Source organism: Fluctibacter corallii, assembly GCF_025751585.1.
GTDB classification, from domain to species: Bacteria; Pseudomonadota; Gammaproteobacteria; order Enterobacterales; family Alteromonadaceae; genus Fluctibacter_A; species Fluctibacter_A corallii.
On record NZ_JAOWKX010000004.1, the window covers coordinates 22,063 to 36,372 of the forward strand.

General features: G+C 43.1%; 11 protein-coding genes. 5 read left to right on the forward strand and 6 right to left on the reverse strand.

The window, feature by feature from the left end; translation table 11 throughout:
- The first annotated feature begins 2 nt into the window (after positions 1 to 2).
- From OE749_RS08555 to OE749_RS08565, 3 genes are all read left to right on the forward strand, one after another.
- On the forward strand, positions 3 to 1,709 hold the full coding sequence (locus OE749_RS08555; protein ID WP_263712031.1) for a sodium:solute symporter family protein: 1,707 nt from the start codon (positions 3 to 5) through the stop codon (positions 1,707 to 1,709).
- Positions 1,710 to 1,831: 122 nt separating this feature from the next.
- Complete coding sequence (locus tag OE749_RS08560; RefSeq protein WP_263712032.1) at positions 1,832 to 3,001, forward strand: tetratricopeptide repeat protein; 1,170 nt, start codon at positions 1,832 to 1,834, stop codon at positions 2,999 to 3,001.
- Positions 2,998 to 3,933 carry a M28 family peptidase gene (locus tag OE749_RS08565; protein ID WP_263712033.1) on the forward strand — a complete coding sequence of 312 codons (936 nt, stop codon included), beginning with the start codon at positions 2,998 to 3,000 and terminating at the stop codon, positions 3,931 to 3,933. The genes OE749_RS08560 and OE749_RS08565 overlap by 4 nt, the downstream gene beginning before the upstream one ends.
- A 47-nt stretch (positions 3,934 to 3,980) precedes the next feature.
- Here the strand turns inward: OE749_RS08565 and OE749_RS08570 are convergent, their stop codons facing one another.
- The 5 genes from OE749_RS08570 to OE749_RS08590 form a co-directional block, all read right to left on the reverse strand.
- On the reverse strand, positions 3,981 to 4,823 hold the full coding sequence (locus tag OE749_RS08570) for a 2OG-Fe(II) oxygenase family protein (RefSeq protein ID WP_263712034.1): 843 nt from the start codon (positions 4,821 to 4,823) through the stop codon (positions 3,981 to 3,983).
- Positions 4,824 to 4,917: 94 nt separating this feature from the next.
- Positions 4,918 to 6,126 (reverse strand): NupC/NupG family nucleoside CNT transporter, encoded by a 1,209-nt coding sequence (locus OE749_RS08575; RefSeq protein WP_263712035.1) that lies wholly within the window; start codon positions 6,124 to 6,126, stop codon positions 4,918 to 4,920.
- Positions 6,127 to 6,161: 35 nt separating this feature from the next.
- Positions 6,162 to 6,785 (reverse strand): uridine kinase, encoded by a 624-nt coding sequence (gene udk, locus OE749_RS08580; protein ID WP_263712036.1) that lies wholly within the window; start codon positions 6,783 to 6,785, stop codon positions 6,162 to 6,164.
- 304 nt (positions 6,786 to 7,089) lie between these two features.
- Positions 7,090 to 8,022 (reverse strand): hypothetical protein, encoded by a 933-nt coding sequence (locus OE749_RS08585; RefSeq protein ID WP_263712037.1) that lies wholly within the window; start codon positions 8,020 to 8,022, stop codon positions 7,090 to 7,092.
- Positions 8,023 to 8,877, reverse strand: coding sequence for a PhnD/SsuA/transferrin family substrate-binding protein (locus OE749_RS08590; RefSeq protein ID WP_263712038.1), 855 nt, complete (start codon positions 8,875 to 8,877; stop codon positions 8,023 to 8,025).
- A 396-nt stretch (positions 8,878 to 9,273) separates the two neighbouring features.
- Here OE749_RS08590 and OE749_RS08595 point away from each other — a divergent pair, with 396 nt between their 5' ends.
- Together OE749_RS08595 and OE749_RS08600 are read left to right on the forward strand one after the other, a co-directional pair.
- Entirely contained in the window at positions 9,274 to 12,399 is a 3,126-nt protein-coding gene (locus tag OE749_RS08595) for a TonB-dependent receptor (protein WP_263712039.1), read from the forward strand.
- A 141-nt stretch (positions 12,400 to 12,540) separates the two neighbouring features.
- Positions 12,541 to 13,722, forward strand: a complete 1,182-nt coding sequence (locus OE749_RS08600; RefSeq protein WP_263712040.1) for an endonuclease/exonuclease/phosphatase family protein — start codon at positions 12,541 to 12,543, stop codon at positions 13,720 to 13,722.
- A gap of 5 nt (positions 13,723 to 13,727) precedes the next feature.
- Here the strand turns inward: OE749_RS08600 and argR are convergent, their stop codons facing one another.
- Complete coding sequence (gene argR / locus OE749_RS08605; RefSeq protein WP_263712041.1) at positions 13,728 to 14,192, reverse strand: transcriptional regulator ArgR; 465 nt, start codon at positions 14,190 to 14,192, stop codon at positions 13,728 to 13,730.
- Positions 14,193 to 14,310 lie beyond the last annotated feature (118 nt).

The following is a 14,310-nucleotide window of genomic DNA, read 5'->3' on the forward strand; positions in this document are numbered from 1 at the left end:
GCATGGATGTTCAAGTTCTCACTTTTATTATTGTTGGCGCGTCTTTTTTACTCTACATCGGTATTGCTATTTGGGCGCGAGCGGGTTCTACAAAAGAATTCTACGTCGCAGGTGGCGGAGTCCATCCAATCGCCAATGGTATGGCAACGGCTGCTGATTGGATGTCTGCGGCATCGTTTATTTCTATGGCCGGGCTAATTTCGTTTATGGGATACGATGGCGCGGTTTATCTGCTGGGGTGGACTGGCGGGTACGTGTTACTGGCCTTGTGCCTAGCGCCGTACTTGCGCAAGTTCGGTAAATTCACGGTTCCTGACTTTATAGGCGACCGCTATTACTCTCAAGCTGCCCGTACTGTGGCGGTGATATGTGCCATCTTTGTATGCTTTACCTATGTTGCAGGGCAAATGCGGGGTGTTGGCGTCGTATTTAGTCGCTTTTTAGAAGTTGATATTTTCACTGGCGTAGTCATTGGCATGGCTATTGTTTTCTTTTATACCGTATTGGGGGGAATGAAAGGCATCACCTATACCCAAGTAGCACAGTATTGCGTGCTAATCTTTGCCTATTTAGTTCCCGCTGTATTTCTCTCTATTTTGATGACAGGTCATATCTTGCCACAAACAGGGTTCGGAGGCACATTGGCTGATGGTTCAGGCGTGTACCTGCTGGAGAAACTGGATGGTTTGTCGACCGAACTAGGATTTGCGGAATATACCTCCGGCACGAAAAGTACGATTGACGTGTTTTGCATAACCGCCGCTTTAATGGTGGGTACAGCAGGCCTTCCTCACGTGATTGTGCGTTTTTTTACGGTACCAAAAGTGAGAGACGCCAGAAAAAGTGCCGGATGGGCGCTCCTATTTATCGCGGTTTTATACACTACCGCGCCCTCGCTTGCATCCTTTGCTCGGGTCAACATGATTGAAACAATCAATGGTGTTGATCAGGCTGGCACATTATATCAAGAGGCTCCCAGTTGGATAAACAACTGGGAAAAAACGGGCTTAATTCAGTGGGAAGACAAAAACCATGATGGGCGTATGTTTTATTCTGGCGATGAACGAAACGAAATGCGAGTAGATCGAGATATTATGGTGCTTGCTAACCCTGAAATTGCCAACTTGCCAGCCTGGGTTATTGCCCTGGTGGCTGCTGGTGGAATTGCGGCTGCGCTTTCAACATCAGCGGGGTTGCTACTGGTAATTTCAACGTCAGTCTCCCACGATTTGCTAAAACGCAATCTGATGCCGGCTATTACTGACCGACAGGAACTGTTCTATGCGCGTTCGGCAGCGGCTATTGCTATCGTCATTGCTGGATATTTTGGCCTTAACCCGCCAGGGTTTGTTGCCCAAGTAGTTGCGTTTGCATTTGGATTAGCAGCGTCTTCGTTTTTTCCTGCCATTATTATGGGGATTTTCTCCAAAAGCATGAATAAGGCGGGCGCAGTGGCAGGCATGCTAGCAGGTATCAGTTTTACAGCGGCATATATTATTTATTTTAAATTTATTAGCCCTGAAATGAATACGCCTGAGAATTGGTGGTTTGGCATATCACCAGAGGGAATCGGCACGCTTGGTATGATGGTAAATTTTGTGGTGGCATTGCTTGTCTTTAATGTGACATCCGCTGCTCCAGAAGACGTGCAGGCTATGGTTGAGGATATTCGTTACCCTCGGGGAGCTGGCGACGCGCCTTTGCATTAACACATTCAGTATAACGAAAATATATTGTAAAAAATATGTTGCGATATGGTGTATTTTAAATCAGTTAAGCGGTATGGTAAAAAACAGGTAACGCGCTAAAGTTATAGTGAGCGGAGGTGTTTATGAAGCCGTTATATACAGTTTTTTGCGCATTAAGCCTGACTTCGGTGTTACTGGTGTCGGGCTGCCAGTCGACACATGTGCAGGAAGTGGCAGCGCCAGTTCAGGTTATAAATGATACGGCCTTTCCCGATCACACCTTATTTGCTATCGAGTCACCTGACGAAATTTTTGCTTTAAATGAAGAGGCCAGACAATTTATTCGCACTGAGATCAAACCAGTGATGGACGTTCATGCTCGCATGAAAACACTGGCTCGAAAGATTTTTGACCGCACTGACTTCAACTTACTTTATATGGCTTCTGCAAACACTGTCGCGTCTGAAACGTTCGACAACCGCGCTGCAAATTGCTTGTCTATGTCTATTTTAACTTACTCTCTCGCTAAAGAAGCGGGCTTTGAGGTGAAGTTTCAAGAAGTAGATATTCCTGAGTATTGGACTAGACAAGCCGGATTCAGTTTACTCAACGGCCACATTAATCTACAAATGTTTCCCCGTACTGAAGTTAATGTGATCCACTTAATGTCAAGCGGGCTGGAAGTTGACTTTGACCCTCAGCCGATTCGTCAACACTTCCCTAAGCGCTACGTTGATAAAAGTACCGTGTTAGCGATGTTTTATAACAATAAAGGGGCTGAAGCCCTGTTGAAAGCTTCCTATTCGAAAGCCTATGCATATTTTAAAGAAGCGGTAAAATTTGATGCTCAATTCGATTCAGTATGGGTAAATTTAGGCTTGCTTTACCGATTCAACGGATTTCATCAGCTTGCAGAGATGAGCTACGATCATGCTTTAGCTATAGCGCCAGGTAATATGACCGCAGTAGAGAATTTGGCTTATTTATATAGAATTACTGGTCGGGAACAACTGGCCGACGCCCTGTCTACCAAAGTTGAATTAGCGCGCAAAGACAACCCCTATTACCATTTCATATTAGGCGAACAGGCCTTTGAGAAAGCTCTGTTCGATGATGCTCTTGAACACTATCGTACAGCGTTGAGGCTCGATCGGTCTAAACACGAAGTATACTTTGGACTTGCAAAAGTGTATTACCAACTGGGTGATATTAGTCGGAGCCAACGTTATTTAGAAAGAGCTAAAGCCAAGTCACGTAACGATCAAGACCGTGAAAGATATCAAGGTAAACTCAATTTGTTCAGCAAGCTATGACACGATTGTATGTGTTGGTTGCGGTATGGGTATTTGGGACTTTTAATTGCGATGCATCGTGTCAAGATGTTCAGCTATTGGAAACGGTTGATCATGCTCAAGCTTGGGATGATGTAAAGCATTTATCTAGCGATGATTTTGAGGGACGAAAAACTGGCACAAAAGGTAGTGTAAAAGCCCAACAGTATCTGTTAAAACGCTTCAAAGAGATGAGACTGTCATTTGTAGCCGGGCAACAGAGTTATTCAGTTCCATTTTCTTTAACAGAATACCAAAACGGAACGAATATTGTTGGTATGGTGCGCGGTGTCATTGCACCTGAAAAGTATATTGTTGTTACAGCCCACTACGATCATATTGGACACTATGGCAGCACCATATTCAATGGTGCCGATGATAATGCCAGTGGTGTGAGTGCGATGATGGCTATTGCATTCGAAGTAGCAAAGTACCCTCTTAAGCATTCCGTGATATTCTTAGCGACGGATGCTGAAGAGCAGGGGTTAAAAGGGGCGAAGGCTTTTCTCAAAGACGAGGTGATTCGCATCTCAGATATACGCGCCAACCTTAATTTAGATATGTTAGGTCAGGGAAGTCGGCGGCAAACTCTCTATGTTACGCATTCGAACAACTACCCCAATAAAGAGGCGTTGTTAGCGCGTATTCAAGCAAAGACTCGTCAATGTTTAGTGTACGGTCATAATCGTTCGTTACGGGCAGGGCAAAATAAAAAGCGTATAGACTGGCTAAATGCGAGTGATCATGGTGCATTTGGAGAGTACGGTATTCCATTCATTTATGTGGGCGTTGGAGAGCACAAAGACTACCATAAAGCGTCTGATGAGTGGCAACGTATCCCAAAAACGTTTTTTCTTGCGTCTGTCGAAACGTCCTATTTGTTGTTGCAAGAAATTGATAGGCATATCAAATAATAAAGGCACTCAAACTGAGTGCCTCTAAAATTTTGAAAAGGGGGTTATTAGATTACCCCTAGCTCTTTCAATCGCTCTTGCAGGTAGGTTTCTGCAGTGTGACGCTCACTGAGTTTTACGTCTGGGCGAGGATGAAGGAACAAAGGTAAAGAGATACGTGATTTTGTCGTATCCATGCCCTCTGGGTTAATCACACGATGGCTAGTAGACGGGAAATGGCCGCCTGATGCTTCTTGAAGCATATCGCCGATATTGATAATTAAGTTACCAAAGTCGCAAGGTACATCAATCCATTCATCTGATGTTGCGCCTTGAACCTGAAGTCCTGGCTCATTAGCCGCAGGTAGAATGGTAATCAAATTGATATCTTCATGCGCCGCCGCACGAATTGCACCTGGTGTCTCATCACCTTTAAGTGGTGGATAATGCAGAACACGGAGTAGGGTTTGATCACTATCTTTGATCATATTCGACAACGGCTCGCTGTACTTGTCTGACACCTCATTTGGAGAGTACTTTTCAATCCAGCTGAGAAGCTCTGTCGCTAATTCATTGGCAGCTGCATAGTAGTTAGCGATTTCTTCTTTCAGTGCGTCTGGGCACTGACCCCAAGGGTAGTAGTGATAATACTCTTTAATGTCTTTTTCTTTGTGGCCCTTTGCTGTTTCAGAAACAGATTGAGGGAAAAAGCCGTCTTGCGTGCCTTTGTTGTAAAGGTAATCTTGCTTTTCTGCACTATCGAAAAATGTCTGCCAGTTTTGGTAGATAGAATTTACTACAGAATGCTGAATAGGGTGGTTTTTCAGTACACCGAATCCAGTTTTACGTAAAGACTCTACGAATAATTCAGCTGCATTGTCAGCTGTGTAATCAACGGCTTCTAATTTCATAAAAATTGCCCTTTTACTCTTGCTACGTGGGGATGAACCCACATTCGTTAGTAGTATAGGAGACAATGTCTCTATCGCTTATAGGACTACATTACTATAAGCCTATGAATAAGCCTGCTAGCGCTGCACTCATCAAGTTTGATAATGTAGCTGCCAGTACGGCTTTTAATCCTAACTGCGCAATTTCCTTTCGGCGAGTCGGTGCCATCGCACCGATTCCGCCCATCAAAATAGCAATTGATGAGAAGTTTGCGAATCCACATAAGGCAAACGTAATAATTCCCTGCGTCTGCTCACTCAATTGATCTTTGTATTCTACGAAATTAAGGTAAGCAACGAATTCGTTAACTACCATTTTCTGGCCGATGAAACTACCTGCCAAATTCGCTTCCTGCCATGGAACACCCAGTGCCCATGCGAGAGGTTGGAATATGTAACCTAGAATCATTTGGAAAGTCAGTTGTTCATAACCGAAAATACCGCCTATCCAGCCGATTAGACCGTTCAGCATTGCTATCAATGCAATAAACGCTAACAACATTGCGCCTACGTTAAGCGCAAGTTGCATTCCCGATGCCGCACCACTGGCTGCCGCATCAAAAATATTGGCAAATTGATTGTCTTCAGAACCGAGTTCATTCAATTCATTTTTATAGCTTTCTGTTTCTGGCATGATGATTTTTGCCATCAACAACCCGCCTGGCGCGGCCATAAAGCTTGCCGCCAATAGATATTTTATGTCTACGCCCAGTCCGGCATAGCCAGCCATTACCGCGCCAGCGATAGACGCTAGCCCTCCAACCATTACTGCAAATAATTCCGAGCGAGTCATTTGAGGGATAAAAGGGCGAACAACAAGCGGCGCTTCTGTTTGGCCAACAAAAATATTTGCAGCAGCAGACATAGACTCTGGACGACTGGTTTTAAGGGCGATTTGTAAAAAGCCACCGATAAAACGAATAATCCAAGACATAACGCCGAGATAATAGAGAACCGTAATAAGTGAAGAAAAGAAAACAATGGCTGGAAGCACGTTAAAGGCAAAGATGAACCCCATGGATTTATCGCCAACTGGGCCAAAAATAAAGTTTATGCCTTCCTGACCATAGTCAAGGATACTCTTTACAGCTTCAGATAAAGAAAGCAGAAAGTCTTTACCTGCTGGCACGTAGAGAACAAATGCACCCACACTTGCCTGAATGACAAAGGCTCCTATGACAGTACGCCAATTAATATTCTTTCTTTTTGCAGACAACGCGTACGCAATTGCCAACAATAATCCAATGCCAACGAGACTAAACATAAGGCTTCCTTATTCTTCTTATCTTTTTGCCGAACTTAGAGCAGCGCTTGTTGTATATGTGACTTCAATACATCCAACGCAATACGGTTTTCACCGCCTTGCGTAATAATTACGTCAGCTGTGAAGCGACTTGGTGCAATGAATTGATGATACATGGGTTTTACTGTTGCTTCATATTGCTTTGCAACTGAGTCCAATGTACGTCCACGCTCTGCGATATCACGCTTTATTCTTCTTAATAAGCAAATGTCTAGAGGTGTGTCGACGAATATTTTAACATCGTATAGTGGTTGAAGCTCTGGGGATGCGAGCAACATAATGCCCTCTACGATGATCACAGGAGCTGGCATGAGTGTCTCTGTTTCTTTTAAACGCGTATGCGTTTTATAACAGTAACTTGGGTATTCGATAGACTTGCCAGCTTTTAAACCCTGTAAATGCTTAACCAGGAGCTCATGCTCAAATGCACGAGGGTGGTCATAATTATTCTTTTCGCGTTCTTCCATCGGAAGGTGATCTTGCGCCCGATAATAGTGGTCTTCACGTAAAATCTGAACAGATTTACCCTCTTGAGCAAACTCTTTTAAAAGGTTTTCAGTAAATAGAGATTTACCTGAACCTGACGCACCGGCGATGGCAATAACTAAATTGGAAGACACTAGACACCCTAGGATAGCAAATTTTGAATGAACGCAAGATACCAGCGATTTATAAAAAAGCCAGTAATTCGCGCAATATTACAAAAATATGACCATTTGGTCTATTGTTGATTTGTACTTAGACGGTAACTATATGTCATTGCAGGAGTTTTTTTAAAAAACAGTCCAGAGAAAATAAAATCTTTTCATAAGATTATGAATTACTTAAGAATTACCATTTTTTAGCTGATGTTATCGATGTCAGTAATAGGGGGACGTCGTGTTTTTAGGTCCCCTCAGAGCACGTTTGCCGAAAGGTGATGAGTTATTTGCCAATAAATTCGACCCGTTCTGCCTGAATTTTCTCCAACGCGTAGTTGTGCATTTTCGAGCGAGAACCCTCTCCTTGCGCTTTGGGAGGATAAAACAACTCTTTAATGTCTGGATGGTCTACATAGACCTCGTCTAACGCGGCGCGAATTTCACTCAGGGTTTTATCAAGATTGGTAGAGAAATCGGGCTTTTTACGCTTTGTATGACCTAGTTCAATCAGTCTAAAAAAGTATCTATTGGCAAGGTTGACGAGCTCTTCAGGGACATTCTTGTTGTGATTGAGGCTCGGCGATTCATGTTGAATACAATAGTCGACCAACGCGGCGTAGAAGCAAAATGGTTTGTTAGACAGTGACACTGCGTAGTCGTTAACGCCATTGCCGATAACTTTTTCATTCAAGTTCACGACTAACCTAACTTGCGCTTCTGGTTCAGGTGTTGGCGTGTCCTCTTCTTGAAATAATGTTGAGGTGAAATACGTTTGATGGATGAATGCAAGCGCAAGGGCCAATAGAGGTGCAATAAAAGAGAGATAGTCTGACCATGCAACAGGCAAAGGCACTAACTGAATGTGAATGTCTTGGTCTGGCGTGGATAGTACCCGTGTTGTTAACGATGCATTGATTGGCGTATCTGAGAACCAAATCCCTTGCAGCGTGGCTATTTTCATTGGCGCCTTCATCGCTGTTAATTGCGCATTAACGGCGTGCAAATAATCTCGAATGGCACCTTCATGGGTGACGGTTTTTAGACGCGGATTGGCAATGCGTAGCTTGGGTAAATCAAGCGCGATTCGCTTCTCAATACTATCGATGAGCCTATGTTGTTCAGCAGCATGCTGGTAAAATTTGCCGGATAAGTATGCGCCTTGGAAAACGACCCACAGCGTAAAGAATAGGGCACCCAGTTTCATTGTTTTAGTCATTTACATTACTTCCTCATTTACTGGTGAGTCATGTGGCATGCAAGGCTTCATTAGAATGAGGTGCTTGTAATAGTCTGATTGGGTTTCTTTGGCAAGAGTCTGTAAGGTCTTTTGTACCGCGCATCGAAGATCGGTATTGGCAGTTTCCATTTTTAGGTACCACTTGCTGCCGGAGATATTGTTGTCAATTTCAGTAATATAGTTTTGAGAAAAGCGTTCACTATCTCGTTCATGCCAGTACGAAGAGATTAAATCGACGCGCCCAGAACTAAGTAGTTCACGCAGCGCACTGTGTGAATTGGCATAAACAATTTCTACGTCGCCGTCCTTAATTCCTAATTCGTTGAGCATTTTCTTTGGAACAATATGCCCCGAGCGGCTGCTAGGGTAGTCTAATAAACCTATTCGTTTTCCCCATAAATACTGTTTGGTCAATTCAGGTTGCTCCTTCAGTGAGAATAGATAGGTCGCATAGTCTTGATATTGAGCCACATTATCGTATCCATGCGTGCGTTGTGTCGCAAAAGCATGCATTAGGTTTTCTTTTACTAAAGCGAGGTCAGCAATTCCTTTACCAACATACTGAATTACATCTTCATCACTGTGGCTCCAGCGCACTTTAACACGTCCAAACTGACGGTTTATTACGTCGTTAGTGCATAGTTTTGTCAGCAAACGCTCGGCTAGCGCACGGTCTGAGGTGAAGGTTAAAAATTCATCCTCATTATTGCCAGAACTTGTAAGACATGATTTGTTGTCGATGATTACATTCGGAATATCGTAAATTTGAGCTTCATTATCGAGGCGTCCAAGGATCCAAAATACGAGAACCAAAAGCAGTGTACTTGACCACAAAAAAAACTTGCCAGAACGGAACAGACTTATAGACATTTTTTGATAAGTTATTTTTACTTGTTGGGTTAATTTGACCAGTTAGTCTTACTTAATGCAATAGGTAAGTTTACTTAAGTATTCTAAGTTATTGTAAAATAACATATATTAAATAGAAATTATGAATGTCGTTGAGGGGTTTTTATTTTATTGTATTACTTCAGAATATACGTGCTTGGTCTGAAAGATGGACAAGCAAAACAGTAATTTGGGGATAGACTGAGAGTAATCTCAGTATAAAAAAAGAAAATACAGCAACCCGCACGAAAGTGTAGGTTGCTTATTTTGTATGCGGCACTATAGTAGGCTGCGACAAATTTGGACATACACCTTTTCTCTACACATTAGGAAACACACAAAATGTTCGGAAAAACCAAGCTTAACCGCATTGCTCTTGCAGTAGCTATGTCGGTTGGTATGACTGCGAGCGCAATGGCTCAAGATACGTCATCAAGTATTCGTGGAACAATTACAACTCCACAGGGTACGCCTGCAGCGGATACGACGATTACGATTATTCACGAACCTACAGGATCTTCACGCACAATTACGACAAACGAGTTTGGTGGATTCCAAGCGCGCGGTCTTCGCGTTGGTGGTCCTTATAAAGTCATTATCGACTCTAAAACTTATCGCGATCAGCAAATTGAAGGGCTTTTCCTTCAGCTTGGCGAAACAGAGCGTTTAAATACACAGCTTCAATCTGATAATGTTGAAAACATCGTTGTTACAGGTTCTATGCCTTCATTTAGCTCTACGGCAAGTAGTGGCTTTTACGGGGAAGATGCAATTCGCTCCGCGGCGAGCTTAACACGTGATATCAAAGACGTTGTTCGCGCTAACCCACTTGTTACTGTCCTGCCAGGCGCAGAAGCTGAGATGACAATCGCTGGTTCTAACCCTCGTTTTAATAGTATTACTGTTGACGGCATTGGCCAGAACGATGATTTCGGTTTGAACGGCGGCGGTTATCCGACTCAACGTTCACCTCTTCCTCTTGATGCGCTTGATCAGGTAACAGTTGATGTTGCGCCTTTCGATGCGAAAGTATCTGGTTTCAGTGGCGGTATCGTTAATGCGGTATTCAAGTCTGGTACGAATGAATTCACTGGTTCTGTCTTTTATGAAAAGCTAGACAGTGATTGGGGTGGTACACCTCGTAACGAAGGTAAAGATATCGAAATTGAATTCGAAGAAGAAACTTATGGTTTCACGCTTGGTGGGCCAATCATCAAAGATAAATTGTTCTTCTTTGGTGCCTATGAGTTTTATGAAGCTCCAAATTCATTAGATTGGGGACCAGCAGGTTCTGGTGCACCTAATGTGACGGATGCAACCCTTGAAGAAGTAAATGAAGTCATTCGTATCGCGAAGTCTGTTTATGGTTTAACAGACGAACAAATCGGCACTTATAGCGGTTCTCCTGTAGAGGAAGACGAGAAGTGGGTAGCGAAGATTGATTGGAATATTAACGACGATCATCGTGCGTCTTTTACATATCAATTCAATGAAGGTAACCGTACACGTAATACTACTGACCGTGATGACACGTTGCGTCTATCGTCTCAGTGGTACAATGTAACTGAAACTTTAAATAACTACAGTGTTAAACTTTACTCTAATTGGACTGACGATTTCTCGTCTGAGTTAAGTGTAACGAAGAAAGACGTAGAGAACCGTCAAGCATCATTCGGTAGCACAGCTTCTTTCTCTGTCGATAACTTAGCGTCTGGCGGTGACATCGACTTTGGTGCAGATCCTTTCCGCCATGCAAACCAACTTGATACTGAAACGCTTAACGTTAAAGGTGATTTCACGTATTTAATCGGTGAGCATAGCCTAGAGTTTGGATTTGAGTATCAAGATGTAGATTTTGCAAACATCTTCGTGCCTTATTCAAAAGGCGTGGTTGTTTTTGATGGACTAGAAAACTTCGAGAACAGAATTGCAGATGATTATCGCTATGAGAATGGTTCAGGTAACAACCCTGAAAACGCTGCGGCGATATTCACACGTAAAACAACCTCTTTGTACGTTCAGGACTCTTTTGAGTTAATGGAAGATCTTAACGTTCGTTTTGGCTTACGTTATGAGCGTATGACATCGAGCGACAAGCCTCCGTACAATGCAAACCACTTTGCTCGTACTGGTTATGACAACACGGAAAACTTGGATGGGATTGACATCATCCTTCCACGTGCGGACTTCACTTACTACCTAAGCGACGACGTAACCTTACGTGGTGGTGTTGGTCGTTTCGCAGGCGGTCAGCCTAACGTTTGGATTTCAAATGCATATTCTGACAATGGTGTTAATGTTGGCAGATATCGTGATCGTACCGGTCTAACTGTACCTGATAGCATTGGCACGGAAATTCTGCGGGAAGCGTTTAGCGCAGTTCAAAATGCGCAAGGCGATGGTAACGTGTCATTCAACGACCCTAACTTTGAGCTTCCAAATGACTGGCGTTATCAGTTAGCAGTAGACTATATCGTTGATATTCCTTTCCTAGGTGAAGACTACTCGTGGACGACTGAGTTCTTACATATTGATCGTAAAGATGCGGCATTCTGGGTTGATGCGTCATTGTCACCTTCTGATGCTGTAGGAACTACCGCTGATGGTGGCCGTATTATTTTTGACGATAGTGATGAGCAGTACGGTTTGATGTTGACTAATGCAGCCGATGGTGGGCGTTCTAACATCCTAACGACGATGTTAAGCAAGTCGTGGGATAATGGGGTTTCATTTAGTACATCTTACACTCATCAAGACATTACTGAAGTTAACCCAGGCACGAACTCTACTGCGCGTAGTAACTACCGCTTCTCACCGTCTGTAAACAAAAACATTGCTGCAGATCATATGGGTACAGGTAACTTCGAAGTTGAGCACCGTTTCGTCATTAACCTTGGCTATAGCACAGAGTTGTTTGACGGCTACAGAACAGACATTAACTTATTCTTTGAGCGTCGCTCTGGTGAGTCAATTTCTTACGTTCTTGACAGAAACCGTGATGTATTCTTCGACTCATTCAGCCCTGGTTTTGATAACGGGAACTTTCTTCCATATATCCCAACTGCAAATGACGACAACGTTGTTTATCAGCAGATTACAGAAGAAGAAGTGTTGGCTTACATAGATGAGCGTGGCCTATCTAGCTATGCGGGTGGATATGTACCTAAGAATTCTGAAAAGACGCCTTGGGTTAACCGCATGGATTTGAGTTTTACTCAGCAAATCCCAGGCATCATGAATGACCACAAAGGCGAGTTCTACTTTGTTATTGAGAATATGTTAAACCTTATCGACAGCTCTCAAGGTAAAGTGTACGACAGTGAGTTTGGCACATATCGTTTGTATAGCATTGGCGACCTAGACGCGCAAAATCGCTACACGATCACAGGCCTAAAAGACGACACTGCGAACTTCAATGCAGAGGAGTCTGCATGGAAAATTAAAGTTGGTGTGAAATACGTTTTCTAAAGTAAAACGTGTGTGTGTAGAAAGCCGGTCTTAGACCGGCTTTTTTTCGTTTTAGGCTCGTGTAAACGTTTGGGTTGGTCTGAATGGTTTGGTGGCGCGAAATCTTATACAATCAAAAAATACGAAGACGTGAAAAAGTGTATGAAGTATTTAATTTTATTTGCGTGGATGATAATGGCAGTCAGTAAATCAATCAGTGCAAGTCAGCCCGACACGCTCAGAGTAGCAACATTTAATGCAAGCATGGATGCCACGAACTATGTAAAAGACAGTGCCGACATTACAGGTAAAGAGCTTTTTACGCATCTTGCTACAGGAGTACATCCGCAAATCAAAAACATTGCAGAAATTATTCAGCGTATTCGCCCTGATATTATTTTAATCAATGAATTTGATTACACCGAGAACAGTAACGTTGGGGTAGAGGCATTTTTGACGCGTTACCTCAATAAAGCACAAAACGGCGCGCAACCGATTGATTACCCTTATTATTACACTGCACCTGTAAATACGGGCATTCCATCTGGATTTGACTTAAACCGAGATGGCAACGCTAGCGGCGCAATGGCTAATGCTTTTGGTTTTGGTTACTATCCTGGTCATTATGGCATGTTGGTGTTGAGCAAATACCCTATCAATAATGAAAAGGTGCGTACTTTTCAGTACTTTCTTTGGAAAGATATGCCTGACAATTTAATGTCTCAAACTCGCACCAAAAATGGAGAACCTTGGTACGAGAGTGACGCCCAGTCAGTACTACGTTTGTCTTCTAAATCTCATTGGGATATTCCTGTTAAAGTGAATAATCACACCGTTCATATTCTGGCATCACACCCAACCCCTCCAGTATTTGATGGCCCTGAAAATAGAAATGGACATAGAAACCACGATGAGATTCGTTTTTGGGTTGATTATCTGCGCCCAGGCAAAGCGTCATATATTTATGATGATACAGGGGAAACGGGCGGCTTTAAGGGCGAGTTTGGCGTCATTCTAGGCGACTTAAATGCATCTGCCGTAGAAGGAGACAGCCATGGTGAGGCGATAAACACATTATTGACTCACGACAACCTAATCAATGAGGTTATTCCAGCAAGCAGAGGCGGAGAGGCTAATCGCCCTAATAGTGAGTATGCTCATACACATACTGCATCGTGGGGCATGCGGGCAGATTATGCTATTCCTACCCGTAGCAACTGGAAAACGACAGGAAGCGGCGTGTTTTGGCCTTCGGAAAATGAGCCGCTACATCGTCTGGTTTCGGATAGAGCGGCATCGTCAGATCATCGGTTGGTATGGGTTGATTTGTCGTTCAATCAATAATGAAGTTAAACGTTATCGAATAAAGATTCGATCATGGTGCGTGTAGATTCGATTTCATCGACATTAGACGGCGCAATGAAAATGGTATCATCACCTGCAATGGTACCTAGCACGCCGTCTGCTTTACTTAAACTGTCTAGCAGCCGTGCAATCAGTTGCGCAGCACCAGGAGAAGTACGAATAATAATCATGACATTGTTATGAACAATGTCCAACACCAATTGTTTTAGTGGGCTTTTCGCCGTTGGCATGCCCAATTCTGGGGGAAGACAGTAGACCATATCACCACGGGCATTACGTGTTCTTACCGCGCCAAATTTACTCAGCATACGAGACACTTTTGACTGACTGATATTGTCAAATCCCTGAGACTTCAAAGCATCAACGATTTCACCCTGGGAGCCAAAATCTTCTCTTTTAAGAATTGCTTTAAACGCTTTAATAAGTTCTTCTTGTTTGTTTGCAGCCATAAAACCCTCTCTTAAGCAGCGCACATTTTGCCATATTAATATAAAGAAGAAAGTATTAGTTCTAGAGTATAGATATAGAAAATACCTATATCTGTTTATTTTTTGAAAAATCCATGGA

What these genes read in the sequence shown, in the direction of transcription:
- OE749_RS08570 (WP_263712034.1), bottom strand. Translation starts at nt 4,823, where the DNA reads ATGAAATTAGAAGCCGTTGATTACACAGCTGACAATGCAGCTGAATTA.
- OE749_RS08555 (WP_263712031.1), top strand. Translation starts at nt 3, where the DNA reads ATGGATGTTCAAGTTCTCACTTTTATTATTGTTGGCGCGTCTTTTTTA.
- OE749_RS08600 (WP_263712040.1), top strand. Translation starts at nt 12,541, where the DNA reads ATGAAGTATTTAATTTTATTTGCGTGGATGATAATGGCAGTCAGTAAA.
- argR (WP_263712041.1), bottom strand. Translation starts at nt 14,192, where the DNA reads ATGGCTGCAAACAAACAAGAAGAACTTATTAAAGCGTTTAAAGCAATT.
- OE749_RS08585 (WP_263712037.1), bottom strand. Translation starts at nt 8,022, where the DNA reads ATGACTAAAACAATGAAACTGGGTGCCCTATTCTTTACGCTGTGGGTC.
- OE749_RS08565 (WP_263712033.1), top strand. Translation starts at nt 2,998, where the DNA reads ATGACACGATTGTATGTGTTGGTTGCGGTATGGGTATTTGGGACTTTT.
- OE749_RS08560 (WP_263712032.1), top strand. Translation starts at nt 1,832, where the DNA reads ATGAAGCCGTTATATACAGTTTTTTGCGCATTAAGCCTGACTTCGGTG.
- OE749_RS08575 (WP_263712035.1), bottom strand. Translation starts at nt 6,126, where the DNA reads ATGTTTAGTCTCGTTGGCATTGGATTATTGTTGGCAATTGCGTACGCG.
- OE749_RS08595 (WP_263712039.1), top strand. Translation starts at nt 9,274, where the DNA reads ATGTTCGGAAAAACCAAGCTTAACCGCATTGCTCTTGCAGTAGCTATG.